At 35.7% G+C, this 20,688-nt stretch carries 17 protein-coding genes; 2 read left to right on the top strand and 15 right to left on the bottom strand.

Annotated features, from left to right (window positions below; all coding sequences use genetic code 11):
• Nucleotides 1-26: 26 nt before the first annotated feature.
• From bcd to SM124_RS04825, 3 genes are all read right to left on the bottom strand, one after another.
• Complete coding sequence (bcd, locus tag SM124_RS04835; RefSeq protein ID WP_322445149.1) at nucleotides 27-1,121, bottom strand: branched-chain amino acid dehydrogenase; 1,095 nt, start codon at nucleotides 1,119-1,121, stop codon at nucleotides 27-29.
• A 64-nt stretch (nucleotides 1,122-1,185) separates the two neighbouring features.
• Entirely contained in the window at nucleotides 1,186-2,091 is a 906-nt protein-coding gene (gene yqiS / locus SM124_RS04830; RefSeq protein WP_322445148.1) for a phosphate butyryltransferase, read from the bottom strand.
• Nucleotides 2,092-2,448: 357 nt separating this feature from the next.
• Nucleotides 2,449-4,515: a sigma-54 interaction domain-containing protein gene (locus SM124_RS04825; protein WP_322445147.1), complete on the bottom strand. Its 2,067-nt coding sequence runs from the start codon at nucleotides 4,513-4,515 to the stop codon at nucleotides 2,449-2,451.
• Nucleotides 4,516-4,933: 418 nt separating this feature from the next.
• On the opposite strand from SM124_RS04825, the gene SM124_RS04820 reads away from it, so the two are divergent.
• Nucleotides 4,934-5,164, top strand: a complete 231-nt coding sequence (locus SM124_RS04820) for a DUF2627 domain-containing protein (protein ID WP_322445146.1) — start codon at nucleotides 4,934-4,936, stop codon at nucleotides 5,162-5,164.
• A gap of 75 nt (nucleotides 5,165-5,239) precedes the next feature.
• Here the strand turns inward: SM124_RS04820 and SM124_RS04815 are convergent, their stop codons facing one another.
• Entirely contained in the window at nucleotides 5,240-5,983 is a 744-nt protein-coding gene (locus SM124_RS04815; RefSeq protein ID WP_322445145.1) for a glycerophosphodiester phosphodiesterase, read from the bottom strand.
• Between the two features lie 35 nt (nucleotides 5,984-6,018).
• On the opposite strand from SM124_RS04815, the gene SM124_RS04810 reads away from it, so the two are divergent.
• Nucleotides 6,019-6,156, top strand: coding sequence for a YycC family protein (locus SM124_RS04810; RefSeq protein ID WP_322445144.1), 138 nt, complete (start codon nucleotides 6,019-6,021; stop codon nucleotides 6,154-6,156).
• A gap of 26 nt (nucleotides 6,157-6,182) precedes the next feature.
• Here the strand turns inward: SM124_RS04810 and SM124_RS04805 are convergent, their stop codons facing one another.
• The 11 genes from SM124_RS04805 to xseA all read right to left on the bottom strand — a co-directional run bounded on the left by SM124_RS04805 (nucleotide 6,183) and on the right by xseA (nucleotide 20,605).
• On the bottom strand, nucleotides 6,183-7,985 hold the full coding sequence (locus SM124_RS04805; RefSeq protein WP_322445143.1) for a hypothetical protein: 1,803 nt from the start codon (nucleotides 7,983-7,985) through the stop codon (nucleotides 6,183-6,185).
• 11 nt (nucleotides 7,986-7,996) lie between these two features.
• The gene (locus tag SM124_RS04800; RefSeq protein ID WP_322445142.1) at nucleotides 7,997-9,574 is read right to left on the bottom strand and encodes a flagellar assembly protein A; all 1,578 of its coding nucleotides are present in this window, start codon (nucleotides 9,572-9,574) and stop codon (nucleotides 7,997-7,999) included.
• 382 nt (nucleotides 9,575-9,956) lie between these two features.
• Complete coding sequence (gene spo0A, locus SM124_RS04795) at nucleotides 9,957-10,754, bottom strand: sporulation transcription factor Spo0A (protein WP_322445141.1); 798 nt, start codon at nucleotides 10,752-10,754, stop codon at nucleotides 9,957-9,959.
• Between the two features lie 307 nt (nucleotides 10,755-11,061).
• Nucleotides 11,062-12,354 (bottom strand): SpoIVB peptidase, encoded by a 1,293-nt coding sequence (gene spoIVB / locus SM124_RS04790; RefSeq protein WP_407691371.1) that lies wholly within the window; start codon nucleotides 12,352-12,354, stop codon nucleotides 11,062-11,064.
• 196 nt (nucleotides 12,355-12,550) lie between these two features.
• Nucleotides 12,551-14,233, bottom strand: coding sequence for a DNA repair protein RecN (gene recN, locus SM124_RS04785; RefSeq protein WP_322445140.1), 1,683 nt, complete (start codon nucleotides 14,231-14,233; stop codon nucleotides 12,551-12,553).
• A 16-nt stretch (nucleotides 14,234-14,249) separates the two neighbouring features.
• Nucleotides 14,250-14,699: a transcriptional regulator AhrC/ArgR gene (ahrC, locus tag SM124_RS04780; RefSeq protein WP_322445139.1), complete on the bottom strand. Its 450-nt coding sequence runs from the start codon at nucleotides 14,697-14,699 to the stop codon at nucleotides 14,250-14,252.
• A 271-nt stretch (nucleotides 14,700-14,970) separates the two neighbouring features.
• Complete coding sequence (locus SM124_RS04775) at nucleotides 14,971-15,846, bottom strand: TlyA family RNA methyltransferase (protein ID WP_322445510.1); 876 nt, start codon at nucleotides 15,844-15,846, stop codon at nucleotides 14,971-14,973.
• A gap of 3 nt (nucleotides 15,847-15,849) precedes the next feature.
• Nucleotides 15,850-17,745, bottom strand: a complete 1,896-nt coding sequence (gene dxs, locus SM124_RS04770) for a 1-deoxy-D-xylulose-5-phosphate synthase (RefSeq protein ID WP_322445138.1) — start codon at nucleotides 17,743-17,745, stop codon at nucleotides 15,850-15,852.
• A gap of 382 nt (nucleotides 17,746-18,127) precedes the next feature.
• Nucleotides 18,128-19,018 carry a polyprenyl synthetase family protein gene (locus SM124_RS04765; RefSeq protein ID WP_322445137.1) on the bottom strand — a complete coding sequence of 297 codons (891 nt, stop codon included), beginning with the start codon at nucleotides 19,016-19,018 and terminating at the stop codon, nucleotides 18,128-18,130.
• A 4-nt stretch (nucleotides 19,019-19,022) separates the two neighbouring features.
• Nucleotides 19,023-19,256, bottom strand: a complete 234-nt coding sequence (locus tag SM124_RS04760; RefSeq protein ID WP_322445136.1) for an exodeoxyribonuclease VII small subunit — start codon at nucleotides 19,254-19,256, stop codon at nucleotides 19,023-19,025.
• Complete coding sequence (xseA, locus tag SM124_RS04755; RefSeq protein ID WP_322445135.1) at nucleotides 19,253-20,605, bottom strand: exodeoxyribonuclease VII large subunit; 1,353 nt, start codon at nucleotides 20,603-20,605, stop codon at nucleotides 19,253-19,255. The genes SM124_RS04760 and xseA overlap by 4 nt, the downstream gene beginning before the upstream one ends.
• Nucleotides 20,606-20,688: the final 83 nt, after the last annotated feature.

Genomic DNA, 20,688 nt, shown 5'->3' with positions numbered 1-20,688 from the left:
CAGCTCTTGCTCTCTCCTTTTTACGATTAACGACGGCTTAAGATATGGTGGCCATTTTGTAAGAATTGGCTGCGAGAATTACGCATTCTTTCAATACGCTCTTCCGCCATGCGATCAGCAGCTTTATAAGTTGGAATACCATCTCTTTTTGCAATTTCAATAACTTTTTCAATGTTATTGTAAATAGTTTCAACTTTCTTTAATGCACGCTCACGATTGTATCCGTAAAGCTCATCTGCAACGTTAATTACTCCTCCAGCATTGATTACATAGTCAGGTGCATAAACAATACCCATTTCATGAATGATGTCACCATGGCGTGGATCTCTTAATTGGTTGTTTGCTGCACCAGCAATAACTTTAGCTTTAATTTGAGGAATTGTGTCGTCATTAATTACCGCACCTAAAGCACATGGAGCAAAGATATCACATTCAACACTGTAAATATCGTTAATATCAACTGCTTTAGCACCAAACTCTTCAACTGCACGTTGAACGGCTTCTTTATTAATATCAGTTACGATTAATTGAGCACCTTCTTCATGTAAATGACGGCATAATGTAAATGCAACGTTACCTACACCTTGAACAGCAATTACTTTACCTTCTAATGAATCAGTACCGAATGCTTCCTTAGCTGCTGCCTTCATCCCGCGATAAACTCCATATGCAGTAACTGGAGATGGGTTACCTGAAGAACCGAAAGCAGGTGAGATACCAGTTACATAATCAGTTTCTTCATGGATTAAATCCATATCAGCAACTGTAGTTCCTACGTCTTCAGCTGTAATGTATCTTCCGTTTAAGCCTTGGATATAGCGTCCGAAAGCGCGGAACATTTCTTCGTTTTTATCCTTACGTGGGTCACCGATAATAACAGTTTTTCCTCCACCAAGGTTTAAACCTGCTGCAGCATTTTTGTAAGTCATACCTTTAGCTAAACGTAATGCATCTTCAATTGCAGCTGCTTCTGATTCATATGTCCACATACGAGTTCCACCAAGAGCTGGCCCTAATGTTGTATCGTGAATAGCAATGATTGCTTTTAATCCTGATTGTTTATCTTGACAAAATACCACTTGCTCATAATCATAAGTTTCCATATACTTGAAGATTTCCATTTGTTGTTTCCTCCCCAATATCCAATAAGTAATTTTATTTAGTGTTTTTTGTTTAAACTATAAATTATTTATTCACAGAGCAAATTGCAAGGGCAAGTGAATATAACTTACTTTCTGCAGTATCTGCTCTAGATGTTAGTACGATTGGCGCTTTAGCTCCGGCAATTAATGCCCCTACCTTCGCTTTAGCAAAATAAATTAATGATTTATATAATACATTTCCGACTTCAATGGTTGGCACTAGTAAAATATCTGCTCGTCCAGCTACAGTGCTTTCGATACCTTTATGTTCAGCAGCCAAGCTAGAAACGGCATTATCCAACGCAAGAGGACCATCTACAATACAATTTTTAATTTGTCCACGTTTGTTCATTACGGTTAATGCTGCAGCATCTAAAGTTGCTTGCATGGCTGGATTCACCACTTCAACTGCAGCTATAGGTGCTACTAAAGGTGTATCTATTCCAATGCGGGTTGCAATTTCAACTGAGTTGTTAATAATTTGAACTTTTTGATCTAAGTCAGGTGCAATATTCATCGCTGCGTCAGTGACAATGGTAAAACGGTCGTAGCCTTCAACCTCAAACACGGCTACATGTGAGAGCACACTTCCTGTTCTTAAACCGTATTCCTTATTTAACACTGCTTTTAAAATAGTAGCAGTTGGAACATTCCCCTTCATTAATACATTTGCCTCATTCAGTTTAACTGCTTTTACAGCATGCTCTGCAGCAGCACTTTGGGAATTTGTGTGGATAATTTTAATCTTTTCATTTTTCACTAAATCAGGATGTTTAGATAATAAAATATCCATAATTTTTTCTTTATCACCAAACAACATGAAGTTTGCAAGGTTATGTTTGAGTGCTTGGGCAACGGATTCAATTACTTCTGTATCTTCTGCGGCCGCAACGGCTACCGTTTTTTCTTCGTATTGGGTTGCTCTTTCGATAAGCGAATCCAATTTCATAATTTCAACCCCTTTTCGATAAGCTGTTCTACATTCTAGTCTTTTCTTAATCTGTTCTAAAAAACAGCACGAAAACGAAATGAATTTGTAGAATAAGGTCATTTACAAAATGTGATAAATTCTTCGTCTAAACGACCTTTAAAGTAATGTCCTACACTCACTTTAATATAGATGCAAGAAGTGTGCCAACATGTTTTTGTTATGAAAACGCTTTATTTTAAAAAATACACCATGCAAAGTTATTCATACTACGCAAATTTTTGCGTGCTCATATTTGCAATAATTGCATCATACACTTTAAAATTGACCTTTTCTAGTTTGAATATTGAGTTCCGCTCCAATCAACGGTAAAACATATCACTTAACGTCACTAAGTCCGTATTTCTCAATTTTGTAGTACAAATTACGAACAGACAGTCCCAAAGCCTTTGCTGTGGCTGTTTTGTTTCCACTTAACTTTTTTAAGGTTTGTTTAATAATTTTTGCTTCATAATTCTCTACTAGTTCGGTTAAGGATGTTCCCTCATCCATAGGTACGTAGTCTGAAACTCTTTTTTCTGATGATACTTTATTTCCTAGTAGTTCTGGTAAATGATCTACATCAATTTCTGTTTCATAGTTGTTCATAAAAATAATAGCCCTACCTAGAATATTTTCAAGTTCTCTTACATTTCCCGGCCAATCGTATTCAAGTAATTGAGACATGGCAGAAGGCGTAATACCATCTACATTTCGGCCATAGTCTTGATTGATTTTTTCAATCAATCTTTTACAAAGGGCAGGTATATCCCCTTTTCTTTGTCTAAGTGGCGGAATCTGTATCGGCATACGGTTTAAACGATAATATAAGTCTTCCCTAAAGGTACCGTTTACAATGCCCTTCTCGAGGTTCACATTTGTAGCTGCTATTACCCTTACATTAATCTGTATAGGCTTTGTTCCACCCACTCGAGTCAATTCTCTTTCTTGTAAAACCCGGAGTAATTTCGCCTGGGTACTTGCGGTTAATTCACCAATCTCATCCAAAAAAATACTGCCATTATTCGCTTCTTCAAATAATCCTCTTTTTCCGCCTCGCTTGGCCCCGGAAAAAGCACCTTCCTCATACCCAAACAATTCACTTTCTAGCAACGTTTCTGATAAAGCAGCACAATTCACACGGATAAATTTATTATATTTACGGTCACTTGCATTGTGGATGGCATGAGCAAACAACTCTTTTCCCGTACCAGATTCACCCCTAAGCAAAACATTCGCAGGTGTTTTGGCACCAAGTTGAGCTTGTCCAATAGCCAGAGTCATTTCTTCAGAATCACCAATAATATCTTCGAAAGAGTATTTTGCTTCTAGCGTGCGGATAATTTGCCTTGCCCTAGTAAGTTCCCTATTTAAACTTTGTATTTCAGACATGTCGTGTATAACACCGACACTTCCTTTTATCTTACCGTCAACAATGATAGGGGCTACATTTACCACGACTTCTTTTTTCTTTGGTCCAACACGCATTGCCACACCACGAACGGCTCTTCTAGTCTGCAACACTCGCATATGCATACTTTCACCTTCTGAAATGTCAGCGGTTGCAGGCTTCCCTATGACTTGTTCTTCCGTTAATCCAGTTAGACGAGTGTAAGCGGGGTTAATTAAAATCCCATTCCCATTTTCGTCAACAACTGAAATGGCTTCATCACTGGATTGAATAATCGCTTGTAGCATCGTTTGGATACTTTTAAGATTGGTAATTTCTTCAGCTAAGTTGACTACTTCTGTAATATCTTTAAATACAGAAAAAGCCCCGATTAATTCATCATTTTCATCAACCATTGGTATTCTTGTTGTAATAATTTTCATACCATTCGAAAGAATAAGTTCCTGATTTAATTCAATACGTCTCGTATCTAAAACCCTTGGAAGTTGACTGCTCGGTATGATTTCAAGGATGTTTTTACCTAGTGCTTGTGACCTGTTAATTCCTGTCATTAATTCTGCACTTTTATTAAACAAAATAACTTCGGAATTTTTATTAATTACGACCATTCCATCCCCAGTCGAATTAAAAATAAGCTCTTGCTTGTATGTTTCATTTTTAAATATTGAAATTAAATCTTCTTTTTCTTCCATTAACTTGGAGATTAAAAAAGCTACACTTCCGGGTATTAAGACTGTATTTCGAGACCTTGCGTCCCTTAACTGTTTAAATACCTCTTCATCTCCGGTAACTTCTATAATTATGTCAATCTCTTCACTTAAATGAGGACGCCAATCTATATCTGTCGTGATCCCTTTTTCTTTGGCAATTTTGAATCCAGGTGCATTCTCATTCTTATCGATCACGACTTTTACATCTAACATATCTGTCTCTGTCAAGATCTTTAATATTGAAGTGCCTCCCTTTCCGGCACCAACAATCATCACTTTTTGCAATATGTATCACCACATTTCAAATAGGAAATATTTTGCAGATAATTACATGAAAAAGTTTTCATGAACCTATTGTAAAATGAAAGTGCATTCTTGACAAATTTCTTAAAATTCAGATGTTTTTTGACTTATGTACGCCGTTGATTTCCACTCCAGGCACTTGCTTTCCGCAGGGAGGGTTGGGAGCCTCCTCGGCGTTCCGCCTGTGGGGTCTCCCATTCCCTCTATTCCTACAGGAGTCAAGCGCCCTCCGTTCCAATCAACTCTGATAACACTTTGAATTTTATTAGGATTTAGTAATACAATAAAACAATCCAATTAACCTTTCCTTCATTAAAATTATTCTTCAAACAATAATTGCAGAAAATGCTTTTCTATACTATGATTTTTTAGAGTGAATTTTTTTCTGAAAGGACATGTTATGATTAGAATCATTGCATTATTTGTCTTATTAATCCCTGGTTTTTTAGCTGCATATGGCATTAAATTAATGAGGGATATGGTGTTTGGGGTTTTAACTTCTCCGTTTCCTTATTTGTGGCTTCAATTTATAGCTGGTTTACTTTTATTCCTAATAGGCTTAGGGTTCGTTGCTGGTTTTATCCTTCATCGTGACCGTAAAAGAAACAAGGTTCAATCCAGATTTAAATAAAGTTATAAAACCACATTTATTTCGAAAACACAAAAAGCTTGGTGAGAAATCAGTTCCACCAAGCTTTTCTTTGTTTTATTTTTTGCTTTTTCTTTCAAACTGTTTTCTTATTCTCAGTGCTTTTACCGGATCGTCCGTAATAAATGCTGAACAACCTACCTCAAAAAACCTCAGCATATCCGCTTTTTTATTAACTGTGTATGGCCTAACGGCGATTCCATTTTCCATACAGGACTTCACCATTTCATTAGTTGCTGCAATATATTTAGGATGAATGCCCTTTGCTTGAATGGAACTAGCATATACCCATGGCATGTATAGTCCCTCTGCTAGAAGCGGTGCTATTTCTACCTCTGGGTCAATTCTATAACTGTAGATAATACTGTAATGGTTAAAGGAAGAGAGGATTATCCGGTCAGCAAGGTTATATTTCCTTACTAGTTCAATAATTTTTTCTTCCATTCCCTCATATCGAAAAATAATATTCTTCAATTCAACATTACACACAAGATTGGTCGTGCTCATCCACTCAAATAATTCTTCTAAAGACGGAATTGGCTCCTTTTTAAGAAGTGTCTTGTGAAGATAACTTGCATCTAGCTTTCTAAGTTCTTTAAAGGTAAAATCTTTTACATAGCCTGTGCTACCAGTTGTACGGTCGACTTTTTCATCATGTATAACAACAACTTCTCCATCTTTTGTTAGTTGTACATCAATCTCTAGACCTTCAGCGCCAGCCTTTTCTGCTTCCATAAAAGCTCTCATTGTATTCTCTGGAAATGCTGAAGAATACCCTCTGTGGGCAAATATTAATGTCATTAGACCACTTCCTTAAATGAATGGAGGAAATACTCTTGAAACCTTTACAATTATCACCCGAAACTGCTATGAAACTAGCTGAAAAACTAAAGCTACCACTTGAGCAGATTCTACACATGCCTCAGCATATTCTTATTCAAAAGATGATGGAAATTGAAAAGAAGGAAGAGTAAGAATAGACGAAAAAGTGGTTAACTAATTAGCCACTTTTTTCACTTACATCCAAAATAATCTGTTCTATATTTGTTGGATTAACAATGAAGAACCATTGTTCCAACTCTTTATACCACTTATGACCAACAATAAACTGATATCCGTTAAACTCATATAGTTCTTCATCAGCTAATAATAGATTTGATTCAATCTCCTCTTTATAATCATAAAACGGATTGCTTAGTTTACGCCAGTAAATAATGACATCCCTAATAGATTCTTTAGCCCTCAGTTCTTCCTCTACCCGTAGGAAAAAATCTTTTTGTGAGTTCCTTACTTTATTCATATGATACAAAACGGGTTTCATGTTTTGAGTTAACGTTTCCATCACCAATACATCTTCCCCTTTAAAACGCCGTTTAGCATTCAAGATCACGAGGAGATACATCGGCTCTTCTTCTGTATGGTAAGAATTCTTCCTCTGCATAATAGGAGATATTATTAAACCATTAGTCTCCCCCAACGAAGAAACGAATGAGTCGTCTCCAAAATATTGGTTTAGTGACCTATTCTCATACTGGACAAAAATCTCCCCAAAATCCTGATAGAAATCATTAGCTAAGTGAAAATGTTTTCCATTATGTTTTGATTGTATTGAACTAATAATGTAATACTGATTTCCTTTCCGTTGTTTAGCAAAAAAAGCATGCTCCACTCCAAATGCTAATTCAATCGTTTTTAATGAAACGCTTAGCAGTTCTTCTTCTGTTTCGCAAATATTTATGTTTCTAGATAGATGATTAAATAATTGCAGTGTCCTAAACTTTTCTTCATTCATTTGTTTCTGCAAAGAAATTGTTTTAAATTGTTTAGCGTTCGTTAGAGCTATACAAGTAGATGAGGACAATGTTTCAATTAGTTCAAATGTTGACTCCGTATAGTCATTACCTGATATACATTCTCCTAAGGTAACCATTCCAATAATCTCTTGCTTTAGAATGAGAACAATATATTTTGCATTTATATCTGTGAAACGTTCCCATTCTATAAATAATTCTTTTATAAGTTCTAAATCCTTCTCTATATGTAATACTACTTTACATGGTAATACATTTTTATGAAGGCTAAATTCTGTGTAAACAGACTGAAAAGAACTTACATTTCGGTAGCCAACAATCTTAAGCTTATCATCAATCTCATCATATACACCAAAAGTGGTAATCCTGCTTCCTGAAACCTCACTAAAAACGTCTGTAGCTAAGGAATATAATTTATCCATATCTAACTCTGAAAGTAACGCTTTGGTGCTTTGATTTATAACAAAGAGGTCAAACAATTTCTGATCTAACTCTTTCTTCATCCCATTGGTGTCAATGATTCTTAAGTTATTTTCAATAGATAAATTAATTAACTTCATCAATGTTTCTGCTAAAAATAGTTCCTCAGGAGTTAATGGGTCCTCCCCTTTTCCATTAGAAACAATCAATCCGATTAACTCTGTATCGTTTATAAGCGGGATGACTAATTTTAGCTGATAAGTCTCAATAACGTCTATTGAAAAATAATCCTCAAAATGCTCTAAAATAATTCTTCCGTTAAATAAAGGTAGCTCCTCAAGTTTGGGGGAGCCATTCATAACAGATACATTAATTTTAAAATCGCTGTCTCCATGTAGGAAATAACGATTTTCTTTTTTTATAAATAAAGCCGTTTTATCAAGTTTGATTATTCTTTTTGAGAAAATTAAACCATATTGCAAAATATGATCAATATGAAAGCGTTGAGTAAAGAAGTCAATCGCTTCCATTAGGGGGTGATACGACTCCTTGGAACTTATACTATTTAACACTTCACCAACCCCTACTCGAAATTAAGATTATTTTTATCAGCATAAAAGGTCCCTTTTACCGATGAATGAAGCCTTTTATGAAAATTTTTAATTTGTAGCATCGTTTCTGGATAAGCAACTTGTTGAATAGATACTTCTCCTTCACCTTTTGTCTCTAACAAAGCCATTATTGATTTACGTTGATCATCTAAAACCGTAATTTTCACCAATTCAGCTTCGAAAGAATTCCTCATTTCTTCGTAGTCTTTTCTCTGGCCCGTGTTTAACTGGTCAAGAAAACTTTCAAACACTTCTAGTTGTCTTTTAAGTTTTTCAATTTTTATAATCTGGTCCTTATATTTCAATAATAGCTCTTCCAGATTTTTCTGAAGTTCTTCTCTATTAAATCCTTCTACTTGAATAATGGTTTTCGTTTCCATTTTATTTCCTAGAATGGCTGTAACTACTTTCCCTTTAGCTTCAATAGATCCACCTATTATTTTTCCCTTATCGCTATCAGCAACAATATTTTTGCCTCTAAGGACACTGCCTATAGAATAGTAACCGATGTTTATGTCTCCACCAGCCTCTAATATACATTCATTTGCATGTTTAACAAATATATTTTTGGCTGCCTTTATAATGGTTTTTCCACGCCCGAAAACGCCACCCTTGATAAAAATGTCCCCATTGTAAGAAACGATTTCTTTAATGCCGCTTACACCCATCTCGCCAAGAATGGAAATATCTTTTCTTGCCGTTACACTAAATCCAGTATTCACAATTCCTTTAACGGTTACACTACCTTCAAAATCGATATTTCCTGTCTGCAATCCAACGTCCCCTTCAACAACTAAATGATTGCCGACCGATATTTTTCCACCATTAAATAGAACTACTCCATCTGTGAGAGCCTTCAAAAACCACTTACCATTTTCCTCGTACTCACTTACTGTACTTCGGTCATATAAAAATTTCTTCTCTTTCCCTTTTTTCGGCATTAACAATTCACCGGTAACAGTTTTACCAGGAGTCCCTTCGGTTGGAGGTGTTCTTTCTCCTAACCAGTCACCTTTTTTCACTTCATCAATAAAATTCATTTCATAATAATCTGCTTTACCGTCTTCCCTAATGGTTGGTTTCCTGTCAGACAATTTGTAATAGCGAACAACGGCATCATCGCCATTGACGGGTTCTGTCCCCTTTGCAATAATGATATCTTTCTGAACTTCCAATTCTTCGTTTAAGACCGAGACAAGAATTCCTTCTTTTACTTGGTTTTGATGAAGAGTTTCTAATATTTTTGATACGTACTCTTTTTTATTTTCATTCAGTTGATCAACAGTACAATTCAATCTAATTTTTACTGTCATTTGATCCTTTGACATGGTCAGAGTAATGAGAGGTTTATATTCACCTATATGAATTTTTCTAGCCTCTGCCTTTTCTAGTGCCTCTTTTAACAATAAAAATTTAGATATTGTCATTCGAGGAAATTCCTTTAGAATGACTTCTAAACTTGATAAGGTAAACCCTAATTGGAATACCGTTATGTAGATAACTCCATTCTCTTCTTCAAGTAAAATATATTCATTTTTAAATAATTCCATAGCAATACCTTCCTAATTATTGGATATATAGGCTCACTATATGCTGTTAAAACATTAGTGGTAAATTGACTAACATATATGCATATTTCTATTGGTAACTTGAAAATTTATGTGTTTATAATAAAATAAAATAGGATAATTTCAGTATATAGGAAAATAGGTCAATTGGGTAAATTACTCGCAAAATTTATAATATTATAACTATAAAATAAGCATTTAGACCTAACGTCGATTAAAAATGCTACTGCCTATACTTTCAATAGAAAAAGACCTCTTTAATATTGATCCATCATCAATACTAAAGAAGCCTTTACTAAATAATTATATAAGTTCAAAATCTTAAATCATTTCAAAAAAAGTTCAAATTAATATTCTAACTCTTTCAAGAAGCCTTGTGTTCTAAACGTAATTTGTCAGCTACCATCGCTATAAATTCACTATTAGTTGGCTTTGCTTTAGACATGCTAACTGTATAGCCAAATAATGAAGAAATAGAATCAATATTTCCACGACTCCATGCTACTTCAATCGCATGGCGAATAGCACGTTCCACACGGGAAGCTGTCGTATTGTATTTCTTTGCAATATCCGGATAAAGAACTTTTGTAATGGAACCAAGTAGTTCGATATCGTTATACACCATTGAAATTGCTTCCCTTAAGTATAAGTAGCCTTTAATATGAGCTGGTACACCAATTTCGTGAATAATACTGGTAATACTTGCATCTAAATTTTTCGGCTTAGACTCCACTTGAGAACGATATGCAGATGTTGTTACAGGAGAAGTCTTTCTAATAAGAGCACTAGTTTTCCCACTTACTTGGCGAATATGATTAGCCAAATTCTCTAAATCAAATGGTTTAAGAATAAAGTATGAGGCTCCTAATTCAACTGCCTTAGTCGTTACGTCTTCTTGACCGAACGCAGTAAGCATGATTACATTAGGTGGATTTTTCTTTGTTGCACGAATTTTTTCTAACACAGCCAGCCCATCTAAGTGCGGCATAATAATATCTAATACAAGAACATCTGGATCCGTCTCTTCTAGTACATCCATACATTCTTGCCCATTATGTGCTACCCCTACAACTTCCATATCCTCTTGGGATGATAAATAGTCTTCCAATAAACCCACTAGTTCTCTGTTATCATCCACAACACATACTTTTATTTTTTTCACTTATTGCTTCCTCCTCGATCCAATTTCTCGTCTCAAAAATAACATCTATATATATATTCTAATAACCAATTCGACAATGCAACTATAAATCCTCTTATTTTTTATTTTTTTCTTAAAAAAGGGATAAAATCCTTATTTTTCTTTTATTTTCTCCTCTTTTCGACTAATTTCGCTAGTTGACAATAAAAGCGCTTTATTTTTGTCGAAAAATCTTTATTTTCTTATTTTAACATACAGTTTGGATTAGAAAAAGATACTTATATAGGCATAGAAAAGCGCCTTTACTAAGGGCAAAGGCGCTTTTCTATTAGCTTGCTTTTTCTCTCGGTTTTTCGTAGATGTCAATTCCGGCTTCATTGAGCATCCATTCTAGATGAACACCGTAACCAGATGTTGGATCATTTACGAATACGTGGGTTACTGCACCTATTACCTTTCCGTTTTGAATAATAGGGCTCCCACTCATTCCTTGAACGATTCCGCCCGTTTTTTCAAGTAATTCTTTATCTGTTACTTTAATGACCATTCCTTTGGTGGCTGGGAATTTCTGTGGAATGGTACTAACAATTTCTATATCAAATAGTCTTACTTCGTCATTCTCTACTACCGTTAAAATCTGTGCTGGTCCTTCTTTAACTTGATGTGACAATGCAATTGGCATTGGTTTATCCATAATACCATTATCAATTTTTCGATTTAGTTTTCCGAAAATACCAAACGGACTATTCCTTGTAATATCTCCAATGACTTCTTTATCTGAAGAGAAACGGGCTAATTTTTCACCAGGATCTCCATTGCTTCCTTTTTCAATAGATGTAACGGTTGAACGAACGATTTGTCCATCCTCCACTACAATCGGTTTTTTCGTATCCATGTCAGAAATAACGTGTCCTAAAGCACCATACTTTTTAGAGTCTGGATGATAGAACGTCATCGTTCCAATTCCAGCTGCTGAATCACGTATATATAAGCCGAGTTTGAAATTATCTTCGCCCTTTTCTTGTAAAGGTTTTAACTTTGTTTGTACTTTACCGTCTTCTCTGCTTAATTCAACATCCAAATCCTTATTCTTTTGTCCTGCTTCTTGTACTAACGGAGCAACGTCTGCCATCTTTTCAATCTTTTGTCCATTAATTTTGGTAATAATGTCTCCAACTTTAATTCCAGCTATTTCACCAGGAGATTGTTTTCCTTCTGCCGTATTCACTTGGTGGTGACCAACCACTAATACGCCTAAAGTATTAAGCTTCACCCCGATAGATTGTCCACCAGGAATGACTTTGAAATCCTTTAAAACGTTTACATCGACCTTTTTAATTGGAAAGCCCGCTAATTCTAAAAGCATTTCGTTCTTCCCGTATTGTTTGGCATATAATGAAACTGAATCATTTTCTTGTTGAACTGAAATACTTTTATTGTCAGGAGATACGACTGCTGATACAGGGGTAGCTCTTTGTAATTCGTAATTTTGTCCTTCAAAAAGGGTAATGTTTTTCGGAATTTGAAGATATTCTTGAAATGGTTTGGAAAATCCAATTGCAACTATTGAAACAAGGAGAATTCCACCAATTATTTTTCTAAGAAGTTCATATTTCAACATCTTCACTCTCCTCGCTTCTAGTCCACACACAACATTTATATATTTATGGCTACATCTTTAATTTTGCCTGACTCAAACTCATTTATAACCTCAGAACAAATAAAAAAGCTACCCATATTGGATAGCTTTACAAATTAACTGGTTATTTCCCATTATTTCTTTATTTATACTTATTAAAACAACAAAATATTTAAAGTCACTTTAATTTTTCTGCTAAAAATAAAAGTTCTTTCGCATGCTCTCTCGTTAAGTCTGTAATTTCTACTCCAGAGATCATCCGACCAATTTCTTTAATTTTTTCTTCGGCGTTAAGCGGTTTAACAGAAGTTTTCGTTCTACCATTACTAATACTTTTAGAAATGTAAAGATGTGTATCAGACATGGCTCCTACTTGAGGAAGATGAGTAATACATAGTACTTGTGAATTAACCGAAACTTTATAAATTTTCTCTGCAATCGCTTGGGCTACTCTTCCACTAACACCTGTATCTACCTCATCGAAAATAATGGCAGTAATTCCTTGGTGTTTAGAAAAAATACTCTTTAACGCGAGCATAATTCTAGAAAGTTCTCCTCCTGATGCAATTTTTGAAAGCGGCTTTAATGGTTCTCCAGGGTTTGTTGAAATATAAAATTCAACTTTATCGGAGCCTGTTCGTGTGAAAGAGTCATAATCACTTTCAAACATCACCTCAAAAACCGTTTTCTCCATGTATAAATCTTTTAATTCTTGATGAATTAGCTTCGTCAAATGAGTAGCGAATTTTTGTCTAATGATACTGATTTCTTTTGCTTCAATGGTTAAATCTTTTTTAATGGAAGTGAGTTCTTTTTGAAGCTGTTCAATATGTGTTTCTTTATTTTGAAGGGTTTCTATTTCTTCTTCAATTTTTGAACCATATTCAAGAATATCTTGTACCGTTTTCCCATACTTTCTTTTCAACTGATTAATTTCATTTAATCTGTCTTCAATCTCATTTAACCTTTGTGGGTCAAATTCAAGTATGTCTAATTCATTCCTTAAAGACCTTCCTAAATCCTCTAGCATATAAAAGCTTCCAGAAACCGCGTCAGCCATTTCCTTATATTTGCTGTCTAGTTGAGCAGCGTCTTCTAGGTGACTCATGAGAAGACCAATCCAATCGAGACCTCTTTGATCGCCATGAAGAGCCGAGTAACCAGATTTTATCGCATCGTATATACGTTCATAGTTGCTAAATCGTCTTTTCTCTTCTAACAATTCTTCATCTTCGTTAATTTTCAGCCCAGCTTTTGTGATTTCATCTAGCTGAAACGTGATTAAGTCTAATCGATGGGCAACCTGCTGTTCATTTTCACTTAAACTCTTTAATTTCTTAGAAGTTTGCTCATAAGATCGATAAAGCATCTCATACTCTTCAAGAGCAGGAATAATTTCCTCTGCACCAAACTGGTCTAATAAAGATAAATGTCTGCTTTCATCCATTAATTCTTGGTGCTCATGTTGTCCATGTATATCGATTAATGTGCTTCCAATTTCTCTAAGTGTTGAAATCGTTACAAGCTTACCATTTACACGGCAAACACTCTTTCCACTTCTAGATATATCACGACGCAAGACAATCATTCCATCTTCTATTTCGATTCCAAATTCCTTTGCTTTTAGATGACTTGGGTGTTCTAGGCTTTCAATTTGAAATAATCCTTCAATTTCAGCCTTATCTTCTCCATGGCGGACATACTCTGAAGATCCCCTACCACCAACAAGTAAATGAACAGCATCTATAATGATGGATTTCCCTGCCCCTGTTTCACCTGTTAAAACAGTTAACCCTTTTTCAAACGATACAGAAAGTTCTTCAATAATGGCAAAATTCTTAATTGATAATTCCCCTAACAAAAAATCTCACCTCGAATTAAAGCATATCAAGAAATCGATTTGAAATGGTTTCTGTGTCTTCAGGTGTTTTGCAAATGATTAAGATGGTATCATCTCCTGCAATCGTACCTAAAATTTCTTCCCAGTCTAGATTATCAAGCAAGGCACCAATGGCCATTGCATTCCCGGGCAGAGTTTTCATCACAAGAAGATGTCCTGCTGAATCAATTCGCACAAATGCATCCATTAGATTTCTTTTCAACTTTTGTAATGGGTTAAAGCGTTGGTCGGCTGGTAAACTGTATTTATATCTACCATCCATCAAAGGGACCTTTACTAAATGAAGTTCTTTAATATCTCTAGATACAGTTGCCTGCGTAACGTTAAATCCTTCATTCTTTAGCTCATCCACTAAATCATCTTGTGTTTCTATATCATTATTCGTAATAATTTCACGTATTTTTATATGACGTTGTCCTTTATTCAACTTTGCTCACCTCGAGATTACGGTAAAAAATAGATTATATCAGGAAATTCTCAGATGAATTTTTATAAAAATTCATGAAAAGCCCTATTACTATTATGTTAGCCGATTTTTCCTATCTTGTACAATCATTCATCGTTTTTCTCTGTTTTTTTATTTTATTCGACAAATACTATTAAAAACCTTCTAGAAAAAATAAAAATTTGAATATTCATACAAATAGAATAATGAATAACCATTTTTATCATAACAAAAAGGAATAAGCAGCTAATGCCTATTCCTCCTCTACTGTATCTGTATCTGTATCTGTATTTGTATCTTTACTTTTACTCTTCAATTCCGCGTGGGCTTCACTAACTACATTAGTAATTGGTTTAGGTAAGTAGTTCACTCCTACCTCTTTTTCCCCTTCCCAACGTAAGTGAAGAAGAAATTCTATATTACCGTCTCCACCTGTAATGGGAGAAAACGAAAGATCCCTTACATCAAAGCCTATCTCTAATGAGAATTCAGTAATCTTTTGTATAACCATATCGTGAACTTTCGGGTCTCTTACAATTCCTTTTTTTCCAACTTGCTCTCTACCTGCTTCAAACTGTGGTTTTACTAGTGCGACTACATCACTTCCTTGAACAAGCAAAGTTCTTAGTACAGGAAGTATCAGTTTTAAGGATATAAAAGAAACATCAATAGAAGCAAAGTTAGGCATATCCTTAACAAGGTCTGCAGGAGTTACATAGCGAAAGTTCGTTCTCTCCATCACAACCACTCGTTCATCTTGTCTTAACTTCCATGCTAGTTGATTATAGCCCACATCTAATGCATAGGACATTTTTGCTCCGTTTTGAAGGGCACAGTCCGTAAATCCACCAGTTGAAGCTCCTATATCAAGAAGAACTTTATCTTTGATATCAACATCAAAGATTTTTAGTGCTTTTTCAAGTTTAAGTCCGCCACGGCTAACATAAGGCAGAACTTTCCCTTTTACAGTTAAGGGTAAATCAACACTAACCTTTTCACCTGGTTTATCAAGACGATTTTCATTGCTAAAAACTAAGCCTGCCATAATCGCCCGCTTTGCTTTTTCCCTCGTTTCAACTAAACCTTTTTCTACTAATAATATATCTAAACGTTCTTTCTTACTTTTCATCATTTAAGCCCTTTTTTGTTTTTTTCGAGCCATTGTTTTTACATTATGAATAACATTTTCCGTTGTTAATCCAATCTCATTTAATAGCTCTTTAACACTACCATGTTCAATAAACTTATCTGGTATTCCCATACTTTTTATTTCAGCATGGTGATAGCCTTTATCGTGGGCAAATTCTAATACAAAACTTCCGAAACCACCTTGAAGAACGGCTTCTTCAATTGTAAGAATGGGTACATTCATACCAAATAAATCGATTAACATCACTTCATCAAGTGGTTTGATGAAACGTGCATTTACCACTTTGACAGAATACCCTTGTTTTTCTAAAACTTCTGCTGCTTCCATTGCCATCGGTATCGTCGTACCAAATGTTAAAATGACCGCATCTTCACCATCTCGAAGAACTTCCCAAGTTCCAATCGGTATAGTCTTTAGCTCCTCATCCATCGGAACACCCAGTCCGTTTCCTCTAGGGAAACGCATAGCAATTGGTCCATCATCGTATTTAATAGCTGTATTAACCATATGTTGACCTTCATTTTCATCTTTCGGCATCATCAGAACTAAGTTAGGAACATGTCGTAAAAATGCAATATCGAATACACCTTGATGTGTCTCACCATCTGCTCCTACAAGTCCTGCACGATCGATTCCCATAAATACATTTAAGTTTTGTCTACAAATGTCATGAACCACTTGGTCATAAGCCCTTTGTAAAAATGTTGAATAGATTGCTAAAAAAGGTTTCATTTTCTGTGTCGCTAAACCTGCAGCCACTGTAGCTGCATGTTGCTCAGCAATTCCTACGTCAAACATACGATCAGGAAATTCACTTGCAAAACCCTCTAACTTCGACCCAACAGGCATAGCTGGCGTAATGGCAACAATTCTTTCATCTTCGCGAGCCAGTCGTCTTACCGTTTCACTTACTAACTTACTCCAAGCTGGTGGAGGCGTAGTAGTTGGTTTAACAAAATCACCTGTTTCTATTTTATAAGGACCTGTTCCATGCCAAGTTCCCGTTTTATCCGATTCAGCAGGATGGTAGCCCTTCCCTTTTTTCGTTATAACATGAAGAAGTACAGGACCTTCCGTCTTCTTTGCATAAGCAAGGTTTTCAAATAAATCATCATAGTTATGACCGTCCACTGGACCAAGGTAGGTGAATCCTAATTCTTCAAAAAACATACCTGATACGAACATATATTTAAGGCTATCCTTTAGCCTTTCTGCTGTTGAAGCTAATTTGCCGCCAACTGCAGGAACTTTCTTAAGTAACATTTCTAATTCGTCTTTTACCCATTGGTATTTACCAGCTGTTCTGAGTTTTCCGAGAACATTATGAAGAGCCCCTACATTCGGTGCTATGGACATCTCATTATCATTCAAAACCACAATCATATTCTTCTTTTCGTGACCAATATGATTTAGCGCTTCTAAAGCCATACCACCCGTTAAAGCACCATCACCAATTACCGGGATAACATGAGATTTTTCCTTCCTGATATCTCTTGCAATCGCCATACCCATAGCAGCTGATAGAGAAGTGGAGCTATGTCCTGTTTCCCATACATCATGCTCACTCTCAACCATTTTAGGGAAACCACATAATCCTTTATACTGTCTTAATGTATCAAATTCACAGGCTCTTCCTGTTAAAATTTTATGTACATAAGATTGATGACCTACATCCCATAAAATTTTATCCTTCGGGCTATCGAAACATTTGTGAAGTGCCACCGTTAATTCAACAACACCTAGGTTTGGTCCGATATGGCCCCCTGTTGCTGATAGTTTTTCAATTAAAAAATTCCGAATATCCTCACTGAGAGCTTCTAGTTCTTGATTATTCAACTTTTTTAAAAAGGAAGGGTCTTTAATTGATAAAAGATCCATGTTAGGACCACTCACTTTCATTTCTAATTGGTACGTTGTCTCGTTCTAATTTATCTATTAATCCGTAAAAGTTGCCTCTTCAATTATACTACCTCTAGACTACCTTATTACAAAGGATTTTCCAAATGCCAATGTAGCTTATTAGTTTAGCACAGTATAAAATGATTAAAAATGATAAAAGAGCCGCTAACACAAAAGTGATAACGGCATTTTAACACTCCACTCAGGTCGTATTGGCAAGTTTGGTTGATATGTATAAAAAGGAGGATTCATTTCCTCCCTACTAAAAAGTATATCACACGTGTGAATTTGCCTCAAATTATACTTTTCTTTGGGCTGTTATAGATGAGTTTTAACAAACTAGATACAACAAAATTTAGATTTAATGATCACGACTAGCCACTAAATCAGTAATTTCCTCAAGCACCGCAGTGTCTAGACCCGTTTGTTTTAAAGAAGATTTAGCCATGTCAATATGTTGACTTAAAGCTTGTTTGGCTCCATTCATCGTTAATAGCGCAGGATACGTACTCTTTTGATTTTGCTCATCACTTCCTACACGTTTGCCAATCTTTTCTTCTGACCCCTCTAAATCTAAAATATCATCCTGAATTTGAAATGCTAGGCCAAGATGATGAGCAAATGCTGTTAGTAGCTCCACTTGTTTATCATTTGCGTTTGCCAAAATAGCACCAGCCATTACACTGTACGATAACAACTTACCCGTCTTGTGAATATGAATATATTCTAGATCTTCTAATGTAAGAAGCTTTCCTTCAGCCTCCATATCAGCGACTTGACCGCCAACCATTCCCTCAGCGCCTGCCGCTTTTGCCAGTTCCAGAACTAGTTTCATTTTTACATCCGCACCTGCAAATTTCTCTGGTGTTTCTGCTATCAGTTGAAAACTATGTGTTAATAAGGCATCTCCCGCTAGAATAGCAAAAGCCTCACCGAAAACTTTATGATTTGTTGGCTTACCTCTACGCAGGTCATCATCATCCATACTTGGCAAATCATCATGTATAAGTGAGTATGTGTGAATCATTTCAATTGCAGCTGCAGTTTGTAAGCCCTTTTCCGTTTGCTCTCCAAATGCTTCTAATGTTGCAAACAAAAGTAATGGTCGAATTCTCTTTCCACCTGCTTCTAACGAATAAAGCATAGACTCTTTTAGAACAGAAGGTGCCTTTAATCGATTCACACTTTCTCTTAATTGATTTTCCACTAACATCTTGTGTTTGTTTGAAAAGGGGACAAAAGTATCGTTCATCCTTTTATTCCTCCTCTCCAATGGAGAAATTTTCTTTACGTCCATCCTCTGTTAATATTTGTGTTAGCTGTTCCTCCACATTTTTAAGTTTATCGTGGCAGAGCTTTGATAGTTCCATTCCTTCTTTATAGATCGAAATGGCTTCCTCTAATGGGATATCCCCTTCCTCTAGCTTATCTACTATTACTTCTAATTTTTTCATAGCTTCTTCAAAAGTTAGCTTTTCTTCTACGCTCATTTATTTCCCTCTCCTTTTATCTCTTCTACTTTACAAGTCAGCGAACCATCTGCGAGCCGTACTTCAATAAGCTCGTTATCCTTAACGTTCTCAACACTTTTCACAAGCTTACCTTCTTCACCATAAACAAGACTATATCCACGGTCCATAATTTTGAGAGGACTTAATGCCTCCAAAGTAGCTAAGACACGACCGAAATCCTTTTGTTTATCTAATAATCGATTAGTGAGTGACCGGTTCAATTGCTTTTCTAATTTTTCCTGTTTTAATTTAGCCTCATCCAATAGACCTTTAGGATGACTTCTCTCCACCCGTCTGTGAAGATGTCTAAACTCCTCTTGCTTTATTTCAAAGTTTTTCTTTGCACCACGTACTAGTCCTTCTGATAACTTATCAACTTGTTCTAACTTTTGCTCGTATAATCTTTGAGGATATCTAAAAGCATAAGATTTTTGGATCCTTGCAAGTCGATCGGATTGAAAATTAAATTTTTCTTTCATTACTCTTATGAGTCGCGTTTGCCTAGTGAGTACTCTTTCCAACATCTCTTCCATATGGGGGACAGCCAACTCCGCTGCAGCGGTTGGTGTTGGTGCTCTTAAATCAGCAACGAAATCCGCAATTGTAAAGTCGGTTTCATGACCTACCGCAGATATGATAGGGGTCCTAGAAGCAAAGATTGCACGAGCAACCAATTCTTCGTTAAAAGCCCAAAGTTCTTCAATGGAACCACCACCACGACCTACTATTAGAACATCAATTTCACCTAACTCATTTGCCTTTTCAATCGCTCTTGCAACGGACGGAGCAGCTTGATCTCCTTGAACTAGTGCAGGGAAGATGAGAATATTTGCGATAGGATATCGTCGCTTGATGGTTGTAATAATATCTCGAATAGCAGCACCTGTTGGGGAGGTAATGACACCTATGGTATTTGGGTACTTTGGCAACGGCTTTTTATACTCTAAAGAGAATAGACCATCTTTTTCTAATTTCTCTTTCAACTGTTCAAAAGCTAAATATAAATCCCCGACTCCATCTGGCTGTAATTCTTTAATATAGATTTGGTATTGTCCACTTGATTCGTAGACAGAAATTTCTCCCCTTATTAAAACCTTCATTCCGTTCTCAGGAGAAAATTTCATATTTTTATTGTAGCTCGAAAACATTACAGCTAAAATTCTCGACTTTTCATCCTTTAAGGTAAAATACATATGTCCGCTAGAATGTTGTTTGAAATTTGATATTTCACCTTTCACTAAAACATCTTGAAGATGAGGATCAGCATCAAATTTTCTTTTAATATATTTAGTTAATGCTTGAACACTTAAATAACGCTGTTCTATCATAGTTAACTCCTTAAAAAGAATGCGTTTATTAAAAACAAAAAACTGTCCCTTCTATTATAAAAAAAGAGCTGCCATTCGTCACG

The organism is Robertmurraya mangrovi (assembly GCF_034427655.1).
In the GTDB taxonomy this organism is placed as follows: Bacteria; Bacillota; Bacilli; order Bacillales; family Cytobacillaceae; genus Robertmurraya_A; species Robertmurraya_A mangrovi.
Note: the sequence above shows the minus strand (reverse complement) of the source record. Positions and strands in the feature narration are given on the sequence as shown.

What these genes read in the sequence shown, in the direction of transcription:
- SM124_RS04800 (WP_322445142.1), bottom strand. Translation starts at nt 9,574, where the DNA reads ATGGAATTATTTAAAAATGAATATATTTTACTTGAAGAAGAGAATGGA.
- yqiS (WP_322445148.1), bottom strand. Translation starts at nt 2,091, where the DNA reads ATGAAATTGGATTCGCTTATCGAAAGAGCAACCCAATACGAAGAAAAA.
- xseA (WP_322445135.1), bottom strand. Translation starts at nt 20,605, where the DNA reads ATGATAGAACAGCGTTATTTAAGTGTTCAAGCATTAACTAAATATATT.
- SM124_RS04815 (WP_322445145.1), bottom strand. Translation starts at nt 5,983, where the DNA reads ATGACATTAATATTTGCCCACAGAGGGTATTCTTCAGCATTTCCAGAG.
- SM124_RS04775 (WP_322445510.1), bottom strand. Translation starts at nt 15,846, where the DNA reads ATGAAAAGTAAGAAAGAACGTTTAGATATATTATTAGTAGAAAAAGGT.
- dxs (WP_322445138.1), bottom strand. Translation starts at nt 17,745, where the DNA reads ATGGATCTTTTATCAATTAAAGACCCTTCCTTTTTAAAAAAGTTGAAT.
- spoIVB (WP_407691371.1), bottom strand. Translation starts at nt 12,354, where the DNA reads ATGTTGAAATATGAACTTCTTAGAAAAATAATTGGTGGAATTCTCCTT.
- SM124_RS04760 (WP_322445136.1), bottom strand. Translation starts at nt 19,256, where the DNA reads ATGAGCGTAGAAGAAAAGCTAACTTTTGAAGAAGCTATGAAAAAATTA.
- SM124_RS04765 (WP_322445137.1), bottom strand. Translation starts at nt 19,018, where the DNA reads ATGAACGATACTTTTGTCCCCTTTTCAAACAAACACAAGATGTTAGTG.
- bcd (WP_322445149.1), bottom strand. Translation starts at nt 1,121, where the DNA reads ATGGAAATCTTCAAGTATATGGAAACTTATGATTATGAGCAAGTGGTA.
- SM124_RS04820 (WP_322445146.1), top strand. Translation starts at nt 4,934, where the DNA reads ATGATTAGAATCATTGCATTATTTGTCTTATTAATCCCTGGTTTTTTA.